This window comes from Streptomyces sp. NPDC088157, from assembly GCF_044741545.1.
Lineage (GTDB): Bacteria > Actinomycetota > Actinomycetes > Streptomycetales > Streptomycetaceae > Streptomyces.
Genome location: NZ_JBIUSU010000006.1, coordinates 358,384 through 379,379, shown reverse-complemented (window position 1 = coordinate 379,379; position 20,996 = coordinate 358,384). Strand labels below are relative to the sequence as shown.

The following is a 20,996-nucleotide window of genomic DNA, read 5'->3' as shown; positions in this document are numbered from 1 at the left end:
TTGAGGTTATCTCAGATATGAGATGGCGCCTCTTGAGGGGTCCGTTCGGGTGACGCGCCGTCAATGGTGCCCGCTCCTACGGGTGCGGCGCCACCCGAAAGGTCCGGGCAAATCAACCGATGTCGTACGACGCCCTGTGCTGCTGTGCGTGTGGCGCGGCCCGTGCCGGCCGCCGCCGGTCGTGATCGACCAGGAGTGCCGGTTGATGTTCAGCCGCACCCCGGGGAGGATGCGGAAGCTCTTGCGGAAGGTGAGGGGCATCGAGCCTCCTTCGTCGCGAAGTGTCCGTCGGTCGACGTCTACCCCGGCTGGGCGGACCCATGACCGGGCGCTCGCGGCGACGGGCGGCCCAACGCACCTGCGACGCCCCCGAGATGCCCCCGGGAAGCCTCCCCCGGGAAGCCTCCGCCGGGAGACCGGGAGACCGGGAGACCGGGAGACCGGGAGACCGGGAGACCGGGAGGCGGGGAGGCCGGGGTGCGGGGCCGGGGAATCGGGGGGCGCGCGGGAGCGGGAGTGTGCGCGGACCGAGCGCGAGGGCGGTTTCGGCCGGCCGGGTCTCCGGCGCCCTCTTCGGTGACGGAAACCGGGGCCCGCCTCGGAGCAGCGTGGAATCTGCCGCAGGGGCGGCTTTCGACGTGGTGGCGGGGCCGACGAGGGTGACGGGCGGCGGACCGCCCGCGGACGGTATCCACGTCTGTGACCCAGGTCTCAGTGCGGCCGTGCAGCAGATGGGGCGGTGTTCACGTCGAGGAGAGGTGACAGGAAGGGAGGAGCGTATGGAGACGGACTTCCAGGCTTTCGTCGCCGCGAAGTCGACCGCGCTGTTCCGGGGCGCCTTCGTCCTGACGGGCAACCGTGAGGCGGCGGAGGACCTGGTCCAGGAGACCCTGGAGCGGGCCTGCCGCAAATGGCGCACCATCGCGGGGACGGACGCTCCGGACCTGTATGTGCGGCGGATCATGGTGAACCTGGCCAACGACCGCTGGCGCAGGTTCCGCCGTCTGGTCACGACCTCCGATCCGGAAAGCGGCGACAAGGCCGCCCCGGGAGACGTGTTCGGGCAGGTGGACAACCGGGACCAGTTGGTGCGCGCCCTGCAACAACTGCCCATGCGGATGCGCACGGTCGTGGTGCTGCGGTACTTCCACGACCTCTCCGACATCGAGATCGCGGCCGACATGGACATATCGCCCAGCACGGTGCGCTCCCAGCTCGCTCGCGGGATCGAGAAGCTCAGAGGTCAGATCCCCGTACTCTCCGCCCCTTCGCCACGGCAGCACACGGAAGGAATCCGATGACCTCGTACGGCGACGCACGGCCTTCCGGCTGCACACCTTTCGAAGAGGAACTGATGAACGCCATGAAGCGATTCGCGAACTCCGCCGAGGCCCCCGACTTCGACGCGTCCCAGATCCTGCGCCGCACCCGGCGCAGGCGCACCATCGGCATCGCCGCCGTCGCCGCCGCCCTCATCGCGGCGGGCGGGGGCACGGCCCTGGCCACCTCGGTCGCCGGCGGCGGCAGCTCGACACCGGCGGCTACCGGCACGGCCACCAGCGGCGACGCCACCACCATGCTGTATCTCTTCGCCGACGGCCAGAGCCTCCCGATCGACTTCGCGGGCTGGAGCCTGGACGGGGCCAAGGCGTACGTGGAGAAGACGCAGACGAAGCTCGGCACCGTCACCGAGAAGGCCGTCAAGGGCTGCAAGCCGGGCTCGGTGCTCGGCGTGTCCCCGCACGCCCCGAAGACCGTCAAGAAGGGCGACACGGTCGACTTCACCGTCTGCGCCGGCTGACCAGGCCCTGAGCTGGTACGACGCCCGCCCCTGCGTCAATCAGGGGCGGGCGTCCGTCACATGGTCCCGCAGCCGAGCGCCGACGCGGTACAGCGGAGCCACGAGAGGCCGGACGCCGGTACCCACGGAAGACTGAGACACGACACCGTTTGTCCGGAGAGGACTGGGACGTGGGTCCATTTGCCCAGTGAAGACCGAGTCTGCCCAACCTTCACGGAGACAGGACAGCGAGCCCGGGCATGACCATTCAGCCCCCATGTACTAGAGTTATCTCGACATCGAGATATCTGCCGAGGCGCCCCGCAGCCGCCACCCTGATAAGGGTTACCTAACTTAGCCTGGCCTCAGCGGATCGGCCAAGCCCGCGTGGCGGCAGGATGCGGTGGTAAGCGCACATCAATGAAGGAGACTGTCGTGTCGGCGAACAGCTTCGACGCCCGCAGCACGCTGCAGGTGGGCGACGAGTCGTACGAGATCTTCCGGCTGGACAAGGTGGAAGGCTCGGCTCGCCTTCCGTACAGCCTGAAGGTGCTGCTGGAGAACCTGCTCCGTACCGAGGACGGCGCGAACATCACCGCCGACCACATCCGTGCGCTCGGCACCTGGGACTCCCAGGCCCAGCCGTCGCAGGAGATCCAGTTCACGCCGGCCCGCGTGATCATGCAGGACTTCACCGGCGTGCCCTGTGTCGTCGACCTCGCCACCATGCGTGAGGCCGTCAAGGAGCTCGGCGGCGACCCGGCGAAGGTCAACCCGCTCTCCCCGGCCGAGCTGGTCATCGACCACTCCGTCATCGCCGACAAGTTCGGCACCAACGACGCCTTCGCCCAGAACGTCGAGCTGGAGTACGGCCGCAACAAGGAGCGCTACCAGTTCCTGCGCTGGGGTCAGACCGCGTTCGACGACTTCAAGGTCGTCCCGCCGGGCACCGGCATCGTCCACCAGGTGAACATCGAGCACCTGGCCCGGACCGTCATGGTCCGAGGCGGCCAGGCGTACCCCGACACCCTGGTCGGCACCGACTCGCACACCACCATGGTCAACGGCCTCGGCGTCCTCGGCTGGGGCGTCGGTGGCATCGAGGCCGAGGCCGCGATGCTGGGCCAGCCGGTCTCGATGCTCATCCCGCGCGTCGTCGGCTTCAAGCTCACCGGCGAGCTGCCCGCCGGCACCACCGCCACGGACCTCGTGCTCACGATCACCGAGATGCTGCGCAAGCACGGCGTCGTCGGCAAGTTCGTCGAGTTCTACGGTGAGGGCGTCGCCGCGACCTCCCTCGCGAACCGCGCCACCATCGGCAACATGTCTCCGGAGTTCGGCTCCACCGCCGCGATCTTCCCGATCGACGACGAGACCCTGAAGTACCTCAAGCTCACCGGCCGCTCCGAGCAGCAGGTCGCGCTCGTCGAGGCGTACGCGAAGCAGCAGGGCCTCTGGCTGGACCCGAAGGCCGAGCCGGACTTCTCCGAGAAGCTCGAGCTGGACCTGTCCACCGTCGTTCCGTCGATCGCCGGCCCGAAGCGCCCGCAGGACCGCATCGTCCTCGCGAACGCCGCCGAGCAGTTCAAGACGGACGTGCGCAACTACGTCGACGAGGTCGACGAGGCGGGCAAGGAGTCCTTCCCGGCTTCCGACGCCCCGGCCATCCACCCCAACGGCGCCCCGTCCAACCCGGTCACCGTGACCGCCCCCGACGGCTCGACGTACGAGATCGACCACGGTGCGGTGACGGTCGCGGCCATCACCTCCTGCACCAACACCTCCAACCCGTACGTCATGGTCGCCGCCGCGCTCGTGGCGAAGAAGGCCGTGGAGAAGGGCCTGACCCGCAAGCCGTGGGTCAAGACCACCCTCGCCCCGGGTTCGAAGGTCGTCACCGACTACTTCGACAAGGCGGGCCTCACCCCGTACCTCGACAAGGTCGGCTTCAACCTCGTCGGCTACGGCTGCACCACCTGCATCGGCAACTCCGGCCCGCTGCCGGAGGAGGTCTCCAAGGCCGTCAACGACCACGACCTCGCGGTCACCTCGGTCCTCTCCGGCAACCGGAACTTCGAGGGCCGGATCAACCCCGACGTCAAGATGAACTACCTGGCCTCCCCGCCGCTGGTGGTCGCGTACGCCCTCGCCGGTTCCATGAAGGTGGACATCACCAAGGACGCCCTGGGCATCGACCAGGACGGCAACCCGGTCTTCCTCAAGGACATCTGGCCCTCCGAGGCCGAGGTCAACGACGTCGTGGCGAACGCCATCGGCGAGGACATGTTCAACAAGTCCTACCAGGACGTCTTCGCGGGCGACGCCCAGTGGCAGGCGCTGCCGATCCCGACCGGCAACACCTTCGAGTGGGACGCCGAGTCGACCTACGTGCGCAAGCCCCCGTACTTCGAGGGCATGACGATGGAGACCACCCCGGTCTCCGACATCACCGGCGCGCGCGTCCTCGCCAAGCTGGGCGACTCGGTCACCACCGACCACATCTCCCCGGCCGGCGCCATCAAGGCCGACACCCCGGCCGGCAAGTACCTCACCGAGCACGGTGTGGAGCGTCGTGACTTCAACTCCTACGGCTCGCGCCGAGGCAACCACGAGGTCATGATCCGCGGCACGTTCGCCAACATCCGCCTGCGCAACCAGATCGCGCCGGGCACCGAGGGCGGCTACACCCGCGACTTCACCCAGGCCGACGGGCCGGTGTCGTTCATCTACGACGCCTCCCGCAACTACATCGAGCAGGGCATTCCGCTGGCCATCCTGGCCGGCAAGGAGTACGGCTCCGGCTCGTCCCGCGACTGGGCCGCGAAGGGCACCGCGCTCCTCGGCGTCAAGGCCGTCATCGCCGAGTCCTACGAGCGCATCCACCGCTCGAACCTCATCGGCATGGGCGTGCTCCCGCTCCAGTTCCCGGAGGGCGCCACCGCCGAGTCCCTCGGCCTGACCGGCGAGGAGACCTTCTCCTTCACCGGCGTCGAGGAGCTCAACAACGGCACCACGCCGCGCACGGTCAAGGTCACCACCGACACGGGCGTCGAGTTCGACGCGGTCGTCCGCATCGACACCCCCGGTGAGGCCGACTACTACCGCAATGGCGGCATCATGCAGTACGTGCTGCGCAGCCTGATCCGCAAGTAGCCGATCGGGCAACCGGTTCGGAAACGGAGGGCCGCATCCCCGTCCTGGGGGTGCGGCCCTCCGCCGTGCGCGGCCGGTACCCGTGCGCGGCCGGTACCCGTGCGCGGCCGGTACCCGTGCCCGGCCGGTACCCATGCGCAGCCATCGTTTTCGAACTCTTCACCCGCGCCGACGCCTCCCGGGCCCGCGCCGCCACGGGCAGCGGCGCCGGACTCGGTCTCGCCATCGTCGCGGCGATCACGGCGGCCCACGGCGGTCACATCGACGTACACAGCGAACCGGGCCGCACGGAGTTCACGGTGGAGCTGCCGCTCGTCGGCGAGGCCGGCGCGGACACCCTGACCTGGAGCCCGCGGGTTTCCGCGGCCGTCGGTGAGCCGAGCTGACCCACAGCCGGGCCGGATGAACCGGCGGTCGCCGCGGTCGCCCCATGCCGGAGTTCCGACAGGAGCGCCGTACGCACCCGTTTACAAGTGGGCCGCAGGGCGCTACCTTCCGCCACAGGTGAAGTGGGAGCGCTCCCACATCCGCTCGCGCCCGGCGGACCGGAACCTGCCGTGCGCGGGCCCGGGAGGCTCCCACTTCACGCCCCCACACCCGCATCCGCAGTGCACCCCAAGGCACGTACGGTCCGTATACACGGAAGGCGGACTCCTTCGCCATGCAAACTGTCATGATCACGTCATACTCGACCTCGAGGTTACGTACCCGAGCTCTCCTCCTCGTCCTCCTCGCCCTGCTGGCCACCGTCCCCGCCCTCGGCCTGATCGTCTCGACCGGCGGCCGGGCCGAGGCGCACGGCACCCCCATGAAGCCCGGCAGCCGCACCTTCCTGTGCTGGCAGGACGGGCTGACCGACACCGGTGAGATCAAACCGGTCAACCCCGCCTGCAAGAACGCGCAGCAGGTGAGCGGCACCACGCCGTTCTACAACTGGTTCTCGGTGCTGCGCTCCGACGGCGCCGGCCGCACCCGCGGCTTCGTGCCGGACGGCCAGCTGTGCAGCGGCGGCAACACCAACTTCACCGGCTTCGACGCGCCCCGCAGCGACTGGCCGCTCACCCATCTCACCTCGGGCGCCGGCGTGGACTTCTCCTACAACGCCTGGGCGGCGCACCCGGGTTGGTTCTACGTCTATGTGACCAAGGACGGTTTCGACCCGACCCAGGCCCTCACCTGGGACGCCATGGAGGCCCAGCCCTTCCTCTCCGTCGACCACCCGCCGCTCAACGGCAGTCCGGGCACGGTCGAGGCCAACTACTCCTGGACCGGCCGGCTTCCGGCGAACAAGTCCGGGCGGCACATCATCTACATGGTCTGGCAGCGCTCGGACAGTGCCGAGACCTTCTACTCCTGCTCCGACGTCGTCTTCGACGGCGGAAACGGCGAGGTGACCGGCATCCACGAGCCGGGCAACCCGACCGAGCCCGTCCCCGGCGCCTGCACCGCCACGCGCCGGACCACCAACAGCTGGACCGGCGGCTACCAGTCCGAGGTGACCGTCACCAACTCCGGGGACGTCCCGATGCTCGGCTGGATGGTCGACTGGACGCTGCCCGGCGGTCAGTCCGTCGCCAGCCTGTGGAGCGGCAACGCGACGTACAACGGGCAGGCGGTGATGGTCCACAACGCCGACTGGAACGGCTCGCTGAGTCCGGGCCAGAGTACGACGTTCGGATACGTCGTCTCCGGTTCGGGCGGTGACAGCGCCACCGGCCTGCCCTGCAGGGTCGGTTGACCGAGTCGCTCGGGGCGGACCCGGTGGGCGGTGAACCATGCCCACCGGGTCCGCGAGCCGGACCGTCCCCAGGGGGGGGTGGGGGACGGTCCGGGGTCTCCTCGCCCGGGCGGTGCCACGGGCGACGGGGATCGCGAGTGCCGACAACGTTGTCTCGGCGTCGTCTGCGACCCTACCGGGTCAACGGGTGTAAGAGCCAACCGAGTTGGACCCGGGAGGGGGCCGTCCTCAGCGGGCGGTGACGCAAGGCGGTCGTCGGTCGGTCGGCCGTTCGGATGCTCCTTCGTCGCCGGGTTGGGCGCGCCCTGTCGAGGGCGTCGCCCAACCCGTGAAGGGTCGGCGACGCCACCGCCGGGCAGGGCCGGCCCAAGGCCCGAAGCCACCGGGGTCCGCCTGCCAAGGGCTGTCCCGTAATCTCCGGGGCGCGCGACGACAGCTACGGCACCTCGCCGCGTTGTCGGAACGCCCGAATGCATCCGGTATGCGGGCGTACCTCCGTCTTGCGATGCACCGCAGCCGACGCCGCGCGCCGATCCACCAGGGATTGCGGGACAACCCTCAGGCGACGGCCGACCCCGTACCGCGGGCGGCGCCGATCAGGTCGGTGAGCGCCGCGTCGTCGTAGACGGAGATGTCCACGAGGGCGCCCTCGGGCAGGTCGAAGTCCTCGACCTCGTAGTCCAGCACCGCCGTGGTCCCGGGCGGGCTGAAGGTCCCCAGGTTGTGGGTCACGCCGCCGGACACGTAGCTGACCTTGACGTAGTAGGTGTCACCGTCGTTCGCGGTGTCGTACACCCAGAGCTTCTCGTTGCTGGGGTGGAACTCCACCTTGCCGACGAACGCGCCGGAACCGATGAGCTCCATCTTCACGGCGTAGCCGCCGGCGTCGTTCGCGAAGGTCGTGTTGTCGAACGGGTCGGTGAGGTTGCCGCCGCTGCACGGGCAGTTGTCGGTGTCGTAGTAGTAGGCGTGGAACTCCGGGTTGGGGCTGTACGCCTGTGCCGGAGCCGCCGTCGCGAACAGGGCCCCCGCGCCCAGTGCCGCACCCGCGAGCAGTCCCGTGAATTTCCTGATGATGCCCACTACCGTTTTCCCCCTCCGTCACGTGCCGCCTCGTGTCCGTCGGCGGCGGGATCATTCTGGAACACGGATGCCGCCCCGTGCAGCGGACCATGGCAGTCGGTTACCGGATCATGACAACAACTCGACCTCGGCGAGGCTGACTTGGCTTCCCGTGTCCGTCCCTCCCGCCTCGTCGTCGAGGACCAGTCGGTAGTGCGCGTACGTGCCCGGCCGTGCGACCGTGAAGGCGCGGGTCTGCCGGTCCCACGGGAAGCTCTCGCCCGCACGCCGGTCCAGGTCGGTCCAGGTCAGGCCGTCGGCGGAGCCCTGGAGTGTCCAGCCCGTCGGTGCCTGGGCGCGGTCGGGCGACGTCAGCGTGTACTGCGCCGCCTTCGTGCCGGCCGTGACCGGCAGGGCGAGCGCGCCCGAGACCGTCTCCTGCGTCGCCGACGTGTCGTCGAACAGCTTGCCCGGGCCCTTCAGCACGTCCGTGCGCGGCGTCGGTGCCTTGTCGTCCTGGGTGATCGACACCGGACCCGCGTTCTTTCCGGATCCCCAGGCCGAGGGCCGCGGTCCCATGTCGAACTCCAGGACCCCGCCCTCGGCGAGCAGCGCGTGCGGCAGCGACGTCGACGTCCAGGCGCGTCGGTTGACCTTCAAGCCCTGCACGTACACGTTCCGGGCACTGTTCTTCGGTGCCTCGACCACCAGGTCCTTGCCGTTCTCCAGGTGCACGGTCGCCTTGGTGAACAGGGGGGAGCCGACGGCGTATTCGCCGCTGCCCATCACCAGCGGGTAGAAGCCGAGCGCCGAGAAGAGGTACCAGGCCGACTGCTCGCCGTTGTCCTCGTCCCCGTGGTAGCCCTGCCCGATCGCGCTGCCGGTGTAGAGCCGCGCGAGCACCTCGCGGGCCTTCGCCTGCGCCTTCCAGGGCTGTCCGGCCGCGTCGTACATGTAGATCGCGTGGTGGGCGACCTGGTTGGAGTGCCCGTACATGCCCATCCGCACGTCCCGCGCCTCCGTCATCTCGTGGATGACCCCGCCGTACGAACCCGCGAACTCCGGGGAAGCGGTCTCCGGGGTCGCGAAGTAGGAGTCGAGCTTCTTCGCCAGACCGTCGCGGCCGCCGTACAGGTTGGCCAGGCCCCTGCTGTCCTGCGGGGCGGTGAAGGCGTAACCCCAGCCGTTGGTCTCGGTGTAGTCGTAGCCCCACACCCGGGGGTCGTACCTCTCCGACGCCACCCGCCAGTCGCCCTTCTCGTCCTTCCCCTGGAAGAACCCCGCCCTGGCGTCGAAGAGACGCACATAGCCCTGCGCGCGGTTGAGGAAGTACTCGGCCTCCTCCTGATAGCGCTTCTCACCGGTCTGCCGGTACAGCCCCTGGCCCATGCGGGCGATGCCGTAGTCGTTGAGATAGCCCTCCAGCGCCCACGACAGGCCCTCGTGGGTGGCCGTACTCGTGTAGCCGAGGAAGGGTGAGGTGGACATGCCCTTGCGACCCACTCCCGACGCCGGGGGCACGACCGTCGCGTTCTTCAGGGCCGCCTCGTACGCCGCCTTGGCGTCGAACCCGACCCCCTTGACGAACGCGTCGGCGAAGGCGACGTCGGACGAGGTGCCCGTCATCAGGTCCGCGTACCCGGGGGAGGACCAGCGAGAGGTCCAGCCGCCGTCCTTGTACTGCTGCACGAACCCGTCCGTCAGCACCCCGGCCTGCGTCGGCGTCAGCAGGGAGTACGCGGGCCAGGTCGTCCGATAGGTGTCCCAGAAGCCGTTGTTGACGTACACCTTGCCGTCCACGATCTTCGCACCGGTGTGCGTCGGCGTGTCCGGGCCCGGCATCGGTGAGAAGGGCGACGCGTACTGGTACGTCGAACCGACCTTCTCGAAACCGGAGTTGGGGTACAGGTACAGCCGGTACAGGCTGGAGTACAGCGTGGTGAGCTGGTCCGGGCTCGCGCCCTCGACCTCCACCGTGCCGAGCAGCTTGTCCCACTGCCGCTGGGCCCGCTGCTCGACCGTCTCGAAGTCGGTGCCCCGCGGGATCTCCTGGCGGAGGTTGTCACGGGCCTGGTCGACGCTGATCAGGGAGGTCGCGAGGCGCAGGGTGACCGTGCGGTCGGCGCCCGCGTCGAACCGCAGGTAGCCCTTGACCCCGCTCGACGCACCCTCCGTCACCGGCGCGTCGAACTCGCCGTACACGAAGAGCCGGGTGGCTCCCGTCGACAGTCCCGACTTCACGTCCGAATACCCGGTCACCACCCCTGCTTCGCTGTCCAGGGTCAGCCCCGCCTGGTCGGTGACGTTGTCGAGGACGACGCTCGCGTCGGCGCCCGGGTAGGTGAAGCGCAGGGCGGCCGCGTGGTCGGTGGGCGCCATCTCCGCCGTGAGACCGTTCTCGAAACGGACGCCGTAGTAGTACGGGCGGGCGGTCTCGTTCTCATGCCGGAAGGCCAGGGATCGTGCCGTCCGTCCGGTGTCCGGGACGCCGGGCGCGGCGGACGGCATCACCTGGAAGGTCTGCCGGTCACCCATCCACGGACTCGGCTCGTGGCTGGCGCTGAACGCCTGGATGGTGGGCAGGTTGTCCGCGTTGTTGGCCCGCGCGTAGTCGTACAGCCAGCCGAGCGAGGACGCGTTGGTCACCGGCGTCCAGAAGTTGAAGCCGTGCGGCACGGCCGTCGCGGGGAACGTGTTCCCGCGCGAGAAGCTTCCGCTGGACTGGGTGCCGCGGGTGGTCACCGCGTAGTCCGAGAGATGTGCCTTCGCCGCCTGCGGGGCGGCCGTGCGCAGCGAGATGTCGTCCACCCAGCCCCTGAACCGCGCCGGTCCGCCGGGGGAGTCGTAGGCCAGGAGGATCCGGTCGACCGTCTTCCCGGCCGCCACCGCCCCGATCCCCGACACCACGTCGTTCCACTGGTTGACGTACAGCACCTTCGCGGCGCCCTGGCCGCGGGGCGACAGGATGGAGCCGTACTGATCGCTCGCCCCGAGCCCGCTCAGATACGTTCCGTCCGTGAAGGCGAGGTCAACGGAGACGTTCGTCGCGGCGTAGTCACGGTCGCCGTCCGCCATCCCGGGGAAGATCCGGTACGCCAGCTGCGTGCGCGAGCCGACCCGGACGTTCACGTCGAAGACCTTGTTGTAGGAGTACGCCCGGCCGGAAGCGGTGTGCCGGCCCGCGTAGCGCAGGGCCCGCTTTCCGCTGAATCCGGCGCCCGCCTTCGCCGTCGGCGAGCCGCTCGGCCCCCGGTCGACGACCGTGAGCATGTCCGGCGGCACGGGCCCGTCGCCGCCGCCCGTGCCGAACCGCACGTCGGCGAGCTGGAGGATCCCGGCGCCGTGGTTACGGGTGACCTCCAGCCGGAAGTGCCGGTACTCGGCGGAGGCCGTGGCCGCCAGGGTGTACGTACGGGACTGCAACCGCTGGGCGAACGACTCCCCGGAACGGGTGTCGAGAGGGGTCCAGGTGGTTCCGTCCGCCGAGCCCGAGAGGGTCCAGTCGGCGGGGTCGCGCTCGGCGAAGTCGTTGGCCGAGGTCAGTGCGTAGGCGCTCACCCGCGCGGGCTCGTCGAGGTCGAACTCGACCCACCCGGTGGACGCGAACGCCAGCCACTTGGTGCCCGCCTCGCCGTCGACGAGGTTCTCCTTCACCTCGCCGCCGGCCGAATTCTCCGCGCTCGCCCGCAGCGCCGTGACCCGGTCGGTCACATCGCCGGGCAGCCCGCCGCCGTATCCGCCGTCCACCCCTGAGGCCCGCTTGCCGCCGCCGGTCTCGGTGTCGACGGTGCTCTGCCAGTCGGGGGCGTGTTCACCCGCCTCGAAGGACGAGGCGAACCCCCGGCCGGGGAGCGGAAGGGGGGACGGAAGCGCGACCGCCGTCCCCTGCGCGCCGACCGTCATGACCAGAGCGGCCGTGGTCACGACCGCCCGCAACCGTCCGAACCGTTGCATGCGTGAGCACCCTCCCCGCGCCGGACAACGCCCCGGACAACGTTGTCCTCCTGGTTGCGCAGGAATCAGTAGGGGGTCAAGTGGACAGTGATGTCAAGGACGTTGATTGCGCCAGGCGGGGCTCATGTCATGCAATTCTTCGGCAAGGCGCCCACCGGCCGGTCATATTTCCAGGAGGTCTCAACTCGGAAAAGTCCAACAGCCAACCTTGCATTCGATCTTGCTCCGTCGGCAGGAAGTGGACTATACCTGTCGGCAATTCACCCTCGAACCCGTCGAACCCGTCGATGCCGTCGATGCGCACGATCCGCACGACCCTGCTTGACCCGACCGCGGTGCCGGGAAGGATCCGGTTCACCGCCTGAGTCCTGGAGAAGGCGAGGACTTGAGCATGGGATCCCACTCCGAGAACATCGGCTCCGAGAAGAACCGCTCCGACGACAACCGCTCCGACAAGAACGGCTCCACGAGTGTCGGCCGCCGAGACCTGATCAAGAGATCCGCGGCACTGGGCCTGATCTCCGTCCCCACGATGAGCTTTCTGTCCGCCTGCGCCAGCAGCGGCGGGGGCGACGAGGACAAGGCCAAGGCCGGCAAGAAGACCGCGAAGAACCCCCTCGCGGTCAACGAGACCGCCCAGTTGGAATTCGTCGTGTTCGACGGCGGTTTCGGCAAGGAGTACGCCGAGGACGCGGTCAAGATCTACGAGAAGGGCTTCCCCGGTGCGAAGGTGAAGTTCTCGGCCACCCAGAAGATCCAGTCGACCCTTCAGCCCCGCTTCAACCAGGGCACCCCGCCGGACCTCATCGACAACTCCGGCGCCGAGCAGATGGACATGGGCGTCCTGGTCGGCAAGAAGCAGCTCGCCGACCTCACCCCGCTCCTGGACGCCGCGTCCTACGACGACCCGAACAAGAAGGTGCGCGACACCCTGCGCCCCGGCATCGTCGAGATGGGCCAGTTCGACGGCGACCCGGTCTGGATCATGTACTACGCCTACACCGTCTACGGCGTCTGGTACTCGCAGAAGGCCCTGGACTCGCTCGACGCCACGTACCCCGAGACCTGGGACGAGATGCTCGCGGTCTGCGAGAAGGCCAAGAAGAAGGGCATCGCGGGCTGGACATACGCCGGCAAGTACCCGTATTACCTCCCCTTCTCGCTGTATCCGATGATCGGCAAGGTGGGCGGCCGCGAGGTCCTCGACGCCATCGACAACCTTGAGCCGAACGCCTGGAAGCAACCGGCGGTGAAGGCGTGTTTCGACGCCTACTACGAGCTCTACAAGAAGGGTTACGTCCTCCAGGGCACCCCGGGGCTGGACCACATCCAGTCGCAGACGGCGTGGGCCAAGGGCAAGGCCCTGTTCATCCCCAACGGCTCCTGGGTGGAGAACGAGTCGGCGAACGTCATCCCCGCCGACTTCGGCCTGGCCGTCTCCGCGCCCACCGGCATCGACTCCTCCGACAAGATGCCCTTCGGCACCATCTGGGCGTCCGGCGGTGAGCCGTTCGTCGTGCCGGCCAAGGCGAAGAACGCCGCGGGCGGCATGGAACAGCTGCGCATCATGCTCAGCGAGGCGTCGTCCAAGAACTTCACCTCCAAGGTCAAGTCGCTCACCGCGTACAACGGGGGCACCGACGGCCTCACCCTCACCCCGGGCCTCACATCGGGTGTCGCGGCGCTGGACAAGGCCGGCGACAACGTGGTGAATCCGCGACTTCAGGACTGGTATGTCCAGTTGCAGAAGGAGAAGATCGGGGTGTCCGGTCTGGGCGAGATGATGGCCGGCCGGCTCACCCCGGCCGAGGCGATCAAGAAAATCCAGGGGTACGCCGACGAGGCGGCCAAGGACACGACGATCAAGCACTACAAACACCAGTGACGGCGAGAATCACGGCGAAGTGTCCATAAAAGCACCGGAGTGGCGATGCAGCACGGCAAGTACCGGTTCATCGTGGGGTTCCTGGCGCTGCCACTGGGACTGTACGCGCTCTTCGTGGTATGGCCGTTCATCCAGTCCATCTACTACTCGTTCACGGACTGGACCGGCCTCAGCCCCGAATTCAAGATGGTCGGCCTGGACAATTACCGCAGGATGCTGGACGACGACATCTTCTGGAAGTCCCTGCAACACAGCTTGATGTTCGCGGTCGTGCTGCCGCTGGTGACGATCAGCCTCGCGCTGTTCTTCGCCTTCATGATCAATGTCGGTGGCCGGAGAAGGAAGGGCGGCCCGGTGATCTCCGGAGTCCGGGGCTCTTCCTTCTACAAGATCGTGTACTTCTTCCCGCAGGTGCTGTCGATCGCCATCGTGGCGCTGCTGTTCGCGTTCGCGTACAACCCGGACAGCGGCGCCATCAACTCGTTCTTCCGGGGGGTCGGACTGGAGAACCTCCAGCCACTCTGGCTCGGCGACCCGGATCTCGCGCTGTGGTGCGTGATGGCGGTGCTCGTCTGGTCCACGGTCGGTTTCTTCGTGGTCCTGTTCTCGGCGGGCATGGCCTCCATCCCGGCGGACCTGTACGAGGCCGCGCTGCTGGACGGCGCGGGCCGGGCCACCACGTTCTTCCGCATCACCCTGCCCCTGCTCTGGGACACGGTGCAGTCGGGCTGGGTCTACATGGGCATCCTCGCGCTCGGCGCCGAGTCGTTCGCGGTCGTGCAGATCATGACGACCGGGCCCGGCGGCCCCGACTACTCGACCACCGTCATGGTCCTGTACGTGTACCAGAAGGCGTTCCGTGACGGTCAGGCCGCCTATGCCACCACCATCGGCGTGGCCCTGCTCATCGTGACGCTGGCCTTCGCCGCGGTCGTGATGCGGCTCGGGCGGCGCGAGCGGCTGGAGTACTGACGTTGAAGACGACCGCAACCCCCGCGCCCCTGCCGGCCGAGTCCGGCCCGGGCACCCCCGTCACGAAGATCGACCTGTCGGCCGGGAAACCGCCCGCGGCGAAGAAACCGGAAGGAAACGTCCTCAACGCCTTCTCCCACGGCATCCTGGTCATCTGGGCGATCATGGTCGTCCTGCCGCTGCTGTGGGCGGTGATGACCTCCTTCAAGGACGACAGCGCCATCTTCGGCTCGCCCTGGTCCCTGCCGGACAGACTGCACCTCGACAACTGGGCACGGGCCTGGACCGAGGCCAACATGAGCGACTACTTCCTCAACACCGTTCTGGTGGTGGGCGGTTCACTCATCGGCACGCTGGTCCTCGGCTCCATGGCGGCCTACGTCCTGGCGCGGTTCGACTTCCCGGGCAACCGCTTCATCTACTACCTGTTCATCGGCGGCATGAGCTTCCCGATCATGCTGGCGCTGGTCCCGCTGTTCTACGTGGTCAACAACATGGGCCTGCTGAACTCCATCCACGGCCTGATCCTCGTCTACATCGCCTACTCGCTGCCGTTCACGGTGTTCTTCCTGACAGCCTTCTTCCGCACCCTGCCGACATCGGTGGCGGAGGCGGCCTTCGTGGACGGCGCCTCGCACAGCCGTACGTTCTTCCAGATCATGGTGCCCATGGCCAAGCCGGGCCTGATCAGCGTCGGTATCTTCAACTTCCTGGGCCAGTGGAACCAGTACATGCTCCCCACGGTCCTCAACACCGACCCCGACAAGCGCGTCCTCACCCAGGGACTGGTCCAACTGGCCGTCAGTCAGGGCTACAAGGGTGACTGGTCGGGGCTCTTCGCGGGCCTCGTCATGGCGATGCTGCCGGTGCTGGCCGCGTACATCGTCTTCCAGCGGCAGGTGGTGCAGGGGCTGACCGCGGGCGCACTGAAGTAGGAGGTCCGCCGGCCTGCCCCGAACTGCCCTGGCCTGCCCCGGACTGCCTCCGGACTGCCCCGGATCACGGCCGGCGCCCGCGTCGAGACGCCCATCGGGCCGACGCGGGCGCCCCGCTCACCGGGGCCGCCCGCCGGGAAGGGGCGGCGGCCAGGGCGGAACCGGCATCGCCTTCACTACCTGGCCCCACCCGCGCGCCCGCCTCCCCGCGCTCTCCCGGGTACGCACGCCACCCCGCCCCCGTCACCACCCGTTCTCCCCCTCCCGCGACCCTCCCGCGCCTGCTCGTAACGCCTCGCAGCGGCTCCCGCACGCCCTGCGACCCCTCCTCGAACACCCTCCGTGTTGCTTCACACGCATGCGGATACTGTTCAACCTCTTGACGGGAGGCGACCCGAACGGCTCAGCTTAGAGTTCACTAGTTGGACATAGACGGGGCCTCATCGATGCGGTCCCGCGCGCAGGAGGTCGTCGTGGAGACTCCGGGGTCGCAGTCGTCACTGCACCGAGCCAACCTGGAGCGAGTCGTACGCGCCGTGCGTCTGGCCGGGTCCCTCACGCAGGCGGAGATCGCCCGGACGACGGGTCTGTCGGCCGCGACCGTCTCCAATATCGTCCGCGAGCTCAAGGACGGCGGAACCGTCGAGGTCACGCCGACCTCGGCGGGCGGGCGAAGGGCTCGCAGCGTCAGTCTGAGCGGCGACGCGGGCATCGTCATCGGGGTCGACTTCGGTCATACCCACCTGCGTGTCGCCGTGGGCAACCTGGCCCATCAGGTCCTTGCCGAGGAGTCCGAGCCGCTCGATGTGGACGCCTCCTCGACGCAGGGCTTCGACCGGGCGGAACAGCTGGTCAACCGGCTGATCGAGGCCACCGGGGTGGACCGTACGAAGGTCGCGGGGGTCGGTCTCGGCGTGCCGGGACCGATCGATCTGGAGTCCGGAACGCTCGGTTCGTCCGCCATTCTGCCCGGCTGGATCGGCACCCGGCCCGCCGAGGAGATGAGGGGCCGGCTCGGCGTGCCCGTGCACGTGGACAACGACGCCAACCTCGGGGCCCTCGGCGAGATGGTCTGGGGCAGCGGCAGAGGCGTACGTGATCTTGCGTACATCAAGGTCGCGAGCGGTGTCGGCGCCGGTCTGGTGATCGAGGGGAAGATCTACCGGGGCCCCGGCGGTACCGCCGGAGAAATCGGACATATTACACTTGACGAGTCCGGCCCCGTCTGCCGCTGCGGAAACCGGGGCTGCCTGGAGACCTTCGCGGCGGCGCGCTACGTGCTCCCGCTCCTCCAGTCCAGTCACGGCACGGATCTGACGATGGAAGGCGTCGTGCGGCTGGCGAGGGACGGCGACCCGGGCTGCCGTCGGGTGATCGCCGACGTCGGCCGACACATCGGCAGTGGAGTCGCCAATCTCTGCAACCTGTTGAACCCGAGCCGGGTGGTCCTGGGCGGTGATCTCGCCGAGGCCGGTGAGCTGGTGCTCGGTCCGATCAGAGAGTCCGTCGGCCGCTACGCGATCCCGAGCGCGGCGCGTCAACTTTCCGTTCTCCCGGGGGCACTTGGGGGCCGTGCGGAGGTGCTCGGAGCGCTCGCTCTCGCACTGAGCGAGATGGGCGATTCCACCCTTTTGGACGGCACGCTGAACGCAGCGACACCTGCCTTCACTTAGAGAACGAATGACGCCGTTGCCATCTCGTTAAGTATTTACTTCTTGACGTCGCACGTGTGGCCGAGTTGACTTCCAGCCACCTCGGCCGCAGCGTTGCGGCCCTGTCAGGGAGGCACACCTCAAATGAACGCAACGATGCGTAGAGTCGTGATCGGCGCCACCGCCGTGTCCATGGCGCTTTCGATTGCCGCGTGCGGCAAGGCGGGCGACGACAAGGACAGCGACTCCGGCAGCAGCAGCGGCTCGGGCGGCAAGTCCATCGGCCTGCTGCTCCCCGACAGCGTCACCGCGCGGTACGAGAAGTTCGACAAGCCGTACTTCGACGCCAAGGTCAAGGCGCTCTGCTCCGACTGCAAGCTCGAGTACGCGAACGCCGCCGCCGACTCGGCCAAGCAGGCCCAGCAGGTCAGCAGCATGGTCACCAAGGGCGTCAAGGTCATCGTGATCTCCGCCCAGGACTCCGCCGCGATCAAGTCGTCGATCCAGTCCGCGGTGGACAAGGGTGTCAAGGTCGTCGCCTACGACCGCCTCGCACAGGGCCCCGTCTCGGCCTACGTCTCCTTCGACAACGTCAAGGTCGGCGAGCTCCAGGGCCAGGCCCTGCTCGACTCCCTCGGCGCCAAGGCGACCCCCAAGGCCAAGGTCGTCATGATCAACGGTGACGACGCCGACCCGAACGCCGGCCAGTTCAAGGAAGGCGCGCACAAGGCCCTCGACGGCAAGGTCGACATCGCCTACGAGCAGTCCGGCCTCTGGAAGGACACGGTCGCCGCGCAGAAGATGTCCGCGGCCATCACCCAGCTCGGCGCCAAGAACATCGCGGGCGTCTACGCCGCCAACGACGGCATGGCCGGTGGCATCGCCAACACCCTCAAGGGCGCGAAGATCAGCGGTATCCCGCTGACCGGCCAGGACGCGGAGCTCGCGGGTATCCAGCGCATCGTCGCCGGCACCCAGTCCTCCACCGTCTACAAGGCCTTCAAGCCCGAGGCCGAGGCGGCCGCCCAGCTCGCGGTCGACCTGCTGGAGGGCAAGGACATCAAGGCCCTGGCCACCGAGACGCTGACCAGCGGCTCCGGTGACAAGGTCCCCTCGCAGCTGCTGACCCCGGTGTCGGTCACCAAGGCCAACATCAAGGACACGGTCGTCAAGGACGGGCTGTACACCGTCGCTGACATCTGCACCCCCGCGTACGCCGCCGCCTGCAAGACCGCCGGCCTCCAGTAGGCACCCGGTCCGCCGGGCACCCGGTCCCGAGGGCCCTCTCCGAGCCGGCCCTCGGGTACCGCAGACCGCTCAGCGGCCCCGTGAGACCTGTCCGACGCCCGCCCCACCTCACACCCCGCTGCCGGGGCGGGCGTCGGACGGAACCGTTGCCAAGCGCAGCGGATTCACGCATGTTCATCTTGTAAACCTCGTGCGTCGACGTAGCGTCAAGTGCGTCGCGCACATCCCTCCGCGCCCTGTCTATGCGCGCGGCATCCCCGCCGGTCAGGCGGCGAAGGAGATGGTTCACGTGTCCGCTACGCCCGTGCTGGCGTTGCGCGGAATCTCCAAGCGATTCGGTGCGGTGCAGGCACTCACCGACGTCGAGCTGGAGGTCCACGCCGGAGAAGTGGTCGCCCTGGTGGGCGACAACGGCGCAGGAAAGTCCACCCTGGTCAAGACGATCGCGGGTGTCCACCCCATCGATGAGGGCGTCATCGAGTGGGAGGGAAGCCCCGTCAGCATCAACCGGCCGCACGACGCCCAGGGACTCGGCGTCGCGACCGTCTACCAGGACCTCGCGCTGTGCGACAACCTCGACGTGGTCGGCAATCTCTACCTCGGACGCGAGCTGCTGCACCGAGGCGTCATCGACGAGGTGACGATGGAGAAGAACGCCCGCGAGCTGCTGTCCACGCTCTCCATCCGCATTCCGAGTGTCCGCATCCCGATCGCGAGCCTCTCCGGCGGTCAGCGTCAGGTCGTCGCCATCGCGCGCGCCCTGATCGGTGACCCGAAGGTCGTCATCCTCGACGAGCCCACCGCCGCCCTCGGCGTCGAGCAGACCGCACAGGTCCTCGACCTGGTCGAGCGGCTGCGCGAGCGCGACCTCGGGGTCATCCTCATCAGCCACAACATGGCCGACGTCAAGGCGGTCGCGGACACCGTCGCCGTCCTGCGCCTGGGCAAGAACAACGGCTCCTTCCCCGTGAAGGACACCAGCCACGAAGAGATCATCGCCGCGATCACCGGTGCCACGGACAACGCCGTGACCCGTCGTGCGGGGCGTCGCACCGCGGAGGCGGCAAAGTGAGCGACACGTCCAAGACCGTGAAGAGCGACTCCTCGGAGCCCCAGAAGGTCGGGAAGACCGGGGGCGTCATCGAGGACCAGAGCACCGTCGCCCCCGCCGACGACCCGACGGCCGCGCCGGTATCCGTCGTCGACCCGCGCCTGCTGGTGCGGGAAGAGGGCTTCAAGGGCTACATCACCGAGTTCAAGCGCAAGGTCAAGGGGGGCGAACTCGGCCAGATCCCGGTCGTCATCGGCCTGATCGTCATCTGGACGATCTTCCAGGTGAAGAACGACCTGTTCCTGAGCGCCGACAACCTCTCGAACATCAGTTACTTCATGTCGGCCACCGGCATGCTGGCCATCGGCCTGGTGTTCGTCCTGCTGCTCGGCGAGATCGACCTGTCGGTCGGTTCCGTCAGCGGTCTGGCGTCCACGCTGTTCGCCGTGTTCGTGGTGGACCACACCATGAACCCGTGGCTGTCGCTGATCCTGACGGTTCTCACCGGTGCGGTCATCGGCGCACTGCAGGGCTGGTTCTTCGCGAAGATCGGCGTACCTGCGTTCGTGGTCACGCTGGCCGGCTTCCTCGGCTGGAACGGTCTGATGCTGTGGCTGCTGGGCTCCAGCGGCACGATCAACATCCCGTCGGACTCCGGCCCGGTGCACCTGCTCGGCCAGAACTCCTTCTTCATGGACCAGGCCATCGTCGGCGCCTACCTGCTGGCCGGTCTCGCGGTCGTGCTGACGGCCGTCGGCAACTTCGGTGAGCAGCGCCGCCGCCGGGCAGCCGGTGTGCCGTTCCGGCCGACCGCCGAGATCCTGCTGCGCGTCGGTGCGCTGGCCGTCGCGTCCTTCGTCGCGGCCGGCGTGCTGAACAACGCGTCCGGTGTCTCCAACGCGCTGGTGATCTTCCTCGTGGCGCTGGTGATCGTCGACTTCGTGCTCCGTCGCACCACGTACGGCCGCAAGGTCTTCGCGGTCGGCGGCGGCATCGAGGCGGCGCGCCGGGCCGGTATCAACGTGCCGATGGTCCGCATCACCGTGTTCGCCATCTCCGGTGGCTTCGCGGCGGTCGGCGGCATGTTCTTCGCCGGTCAGACGGCGTCCGCGACGCTGAACGCCGGCGGCGGCAACACCCTGATGCTCGCCATCGCGGCGGCCGTCATCGGTGGTACGAGCCTCTTCGGCGGCCGCGGCACGGTGTGGTCCGCCCTCCTGGGCATGCTGGTCATCCAGTCCATCCAGACCGGCCTCGACCTGCTGAACATGAACACCTCGATCCAGTACATGATCACCGGTGGTGTTCTGCTGGGCGCGGTCGTCATCGACTCCATCTCCCGCAAGAGCCAGAAGGCCGCCGGTCGCGGATAACGCTCCAGGTGACCCGATGTGCCCGGCATCCGTCTCGATGCCGGGCACAGTCGTGTCATGGGAAAGGCTCATCCTGGGTACTGCCGTTCGCGTGACCTATGACGCATGGGCCGGACAACGGACGCCCGGGCGGAACATTAGACTCGACGAGCCCGGCAACAGCTCGATCAGCTTTTACTGCAAGGAGGCACGG

Annotated in this window: 14 protein-coding genes and 1 pseudogene; 12 read left to right on the top strand and 3 right to left on the bottom strand. The window is 68.3% G+C overall.

The window, feature by feature from the left end; genetic code table 11:
- Positions 1 to 60: 60 nt before the first annotated feature.
- Positions 61 to 261: a DUF4236 domain-containing protein gene (locus ACIPFH_RS25645; protein WP_356249213.1), complete on the bottom strand. Its 201-nt coding sequence runs from the start codon at positions 259 to 261 to the stop codon at positions 61 to 63.
- 518 nt (positions 262 to 779) lie between these two features.
- Between ACIPFH_RS25645 and ACIPFH_RS25640 the strand changes: the two genes are divergently transcribed.
- The 5 genes and pseudogenes from ACIPFH_RS25640 to ACIPFH_RS25620 all read left to right on the top strand — a co-directional run bounded on the left by ACIPFH_RS25640 (position 780) and on the right by ACIPFH_RS25620 (position 6,671).
- A complete protein-coding gene (locus tag ACIPFH_RS25640; RefSeq protein ID WP_401829787.1) occupies positions 780 to 1,301 on the top strand; it encodes a SigE family RNA polymerase sigma factor in 522 nt (173 codons plus the stop codon).
- A gap of 62 nt (positions 1,302 to 1,363) precedes the next feature.
- Positions 1,364 to 1,801: a PASTA domain-containing protein gene (locus ACIPFH_RS25635; RefSeq protein ID WP_401829785.1), complete on the top strand. Its 438-nt coding sequence runs from the start codon at positions 1,364 to 1,366 to the stop codon at positions 1,799 to 1,801.
- 414 nt (positions 1,802 to 2,215) lie between these two features.
- Positions 2,216 to 4,933, top strand: coding sequence for an aconitate hydratase AcnA (gene acnA / locus ACIPFH_RS25630; protein ID WP_401829782.1), 2,718 nt, complete (start codon positions 2,216 to 2,218; stop codon positions 4,931 to 4,933).
- 146 nt (positions 4,934 to 5,079) lie between these two features.
- Positions 5,080 to 5,319 (top strand): annotated as a pseudogene (locus tag ACIPFH_RS25625) (ATP-binding protein); the annotation flags it as partial.
- Between the two features lie 287 nt (positions 5,320 to 5,606).
- Positions 5,607 to 6,671, top strand: coding sequence for a lytic polysaccharide monooxygenase (locus tag ACIPFH_RS25620; RefSeq protein ID WP_401829779.1), 1,065 nt, complete (start codon positions 5,607 to 5,609; stop codon positions 6,669 to 6,671).
- Positions 6,672 to 7,229: 558 nt separating this feature from the next.
- On the opposite strand, the gene ACIPFH_RS25615 is transcribed toward ACIPFH_RS25620, so the two are convergent.
- A complete protein-coding gene (locus tag ACIPFH_RS25615) occupies positions 7,230 to 7,754 on the bottom strand; it encodes a hypothetical protein (RefSeq protein ID WP_401829777.1) in 525 nt (174 codons plus the stop codon).
- Positions 7,755 to 7,862: 108 nt separating this feature from the next.
- On the bottom strand, positions 7,863 to 11,687 hold the full coding sequence (locus ACIPFH_RS25610) for a GH92 family glycosyl hydrolase (protein ID WP_401829774.1): 3,825 nt from the start codon (positions 11,685 to 11,687) through the stop codon (positions 7,863 to 7,865).
- Positions 11,688 to 12,078: 391 nt separating this feature from the next.
- On the opposite strand from ACIPFH_RS25610, the gene ngcE reads away from it, so the two are divergent.
- From ngcE to ACIPFH_RS25575, 7 genes are all read left to right on the top strand, one after another.
- Complete coding sequence (ngcE, locus tag ACIPFH_RS25605; protein WP_401829771.1) at positions 12,079 to 13,572, top strand: N-acetylglucosamine/diacetylchitobiose ABC transporter substrate-binding protein; 1,494 nt, start codon at positions 12,079 to 12,081, stop codon at positions 13,570 to 13,572.
- A 45-nt stretch (positions 13,573 to 13,617) separates the two neighbouring features.
- Positions 13,618 to 14,544 (top strand): sugar ABC transporter permease, encoded by a 927-nt coding sequence (locus tag ACIPFH_RS25600; RefSeq protein WP_356262260.1) that lies wholly within the window; start codon positions 13,618 to 13,620, stop codon positions 14,542 to 14,544.
- Positions 14,545 to 14,546: 2 nt separating this feature from the next.
- Positions 14,547 to 15,479, top strand: a complete 933-nt coding sequence (locus ACIPFH_RS25595) for a carbohydrate ABC transporter permease (RefSeq protein ID WP_401829768.1) — start codon at positions 14,547 to 14,549, stop codon at positions 15,477 to 15,479.
- 473 nt (positions 15,480 to 15,952) lie between these two features.
- On the top strand, positions 15,953 to 17,152 hold the full coding sequence (locus ACIPFH_RS25590) for an ROK family transcriptional regulator (RefSeq protein WP_401829766.1): 1,200 nt from the start codon (positions 15,953 to 15,955) through the stop codon (positions 17,150 to 17,152).
- Positions 17,153 to 17,275: 123 nt separating this feature from the next.
- A complete protein-coding gene (locus ACIPFH_RS25585; protein WP_401829765.1) occupies positions 17,276 to 18,379 on the top strand; it encodes a sugar ABC transporter substrate-binding protein in 1,104 nt (367 codons plus the stop codon).
- Positions 18,380 to 18,659: 280 nt separating this feature from the next.
- Complete coding sequence (locus ACIPFH_RS25580) at positions 18,660 to 19,451, top strand: ATP-binding cassette domain-containing protein (protein ID WP_401829763.1); 792 nt, start codon at positions 18,660 to 18,662, stop codon at positions 19,449 to 19,451.
- Positions 19,448 to 20,803: a sugar ABC transporter permease gene (locus ACIPFH_RS25575; protein ID WP_401829761.1), complete on the top strand. Its 1,356-nt coding sequence runs from the start codon at positions 19,448 to 19,450 to the stop codon at positions 20,801 to 20,803. Before ACIPFH_RS25580 ends, ACIPFH_RS25575 begins: the two co-directional genes overlap by 4 nt.
- Positions 20,804 to 20,996 lie beyond the last annotated feature (193 nt).

Bases quoted from the DNA above. Each gene is read 5' to 3' on its own strand.
- ACIPFH_RS25610 (WP_401829774.1), bottom strand. From the start codon at position 11,687: ATGCAACGGTTCGGACGGTTGCGGGCGGTCGTGACCACGGCCGCTCTG.
- ACIPFH_RS25620 (WP_401829779.1), top strand. From the start codon at position 5,607: ATGATCACGTCATACTCGACCTCGAGGTTACGTACCCGAGCTCTCCTC.
- ACIPFH_RS25645 (WP_356249213.1), bottom strand. From the start codon at position 261: ATGCCCCTCACCTTCCGCAAGAGCTTCCGCATCCTCCCCGGGGTGCGG.
- ACIPFH_RS25585 (WP_401829765.1), top strand. From the start codon at position 17,276: ATGAACGCAACGATGCGTAGAGTCGTGATCGGCGCCACCGCCGTGTCC.
- ngcE (WP_401829771.1), top strand. From the start codon at position 12,079: ATGGGATCCCACTCCGAGAACATCGGCTCCGAGAAGAACCGCTCCGAC.
- ACIPFH_RS25635 (WP_401829785.1), top strand. From the start codon at position 1,364: ATGAAGCGATTCGCGAACTCCGCCGAGGCCCCCGACTTCGACGCGTCC.
- ACIPFH_RS25600 (WP_356262260.1), top strand. From the start codon at position 13,618: ATGCAGCACGGCAAGTACCGGTTCATCGTGGGGTTCCTGGCGCTGCCA.
- ACIPFH_RS25640 (WP_401829787.1), top strand. From the start codon at position 780: ATGGAGACGGACTTCCAGGCTTTCGTCGCCGCGAAGTCGACCGCGCTG.
- ACIPFH_RS25580 (WP_401829763.1), top strand. From the start codon at position 18,660: ATGGTTCACGTGTCCGCTACGCCCGTGCTGGCGTTGCGCGGAATCTCC.